This window comes from Faecalibacterium sp. DFI.5.82 (assembly GCF_029076575.1).
In the GTDB taxonomy this organism is placed as follows: domain Bacteria; phylum Bacillota; class Clostridia; order Oscillospirales; family Ruminococcaceae; genus Faecalibacterium; species Faecalibacterium duncaniae.
In genome coordinates this window covers 1-304 of sequence record NZ_JARFIS010000669.1, presented here as the reverse complement: position 1 = coordinate 304, position 304 = coordinate 1, and the positions used below count along the sequence as shown (strand labels likewise).

The following is a 304-nucleotide window of genomic DNA, read 5'->3' as shown; positions in this document are numbered from 1 at the left end:
GGCATCGATTCGCTCCTGTTCGCCCAGGGCTTCCGGGCCTATGAGATCGTGTTCAGCCTCGTCACGCAGGTGGTGGGCCGGAGCGGCCGGGCAGAAGACCCCGGCTTTGCCATTATCCAGACCACCGACCCGGACAACCCGGTGCTCAACCTTGCCGCCGCGCAGGACTACGACGCGTTCTTCGAGCAGGAGATCGCCTACCGGAAGCTGGGGGGGATCCAATTTGATTCCCTCAGCGTCAACGAAGCGTATGCCCGCGGTGCGGCGGCGGCTTTTCTGGCCCGGTATGATCCCACTGTGCCCC

The 304-nt window shown here is 64.8% G+C and carries 1 protein-coding gene; it reads left to right on the top strand.

Translation table 11 applies throughout. From position 1 onward, the window contains the following. On the top strand, nt 1-304 hold a 304-nt coding region (locus P0G09_RS18370; protein ID WP_275253388.1), incomplete at both ends, for a hypothetical protein.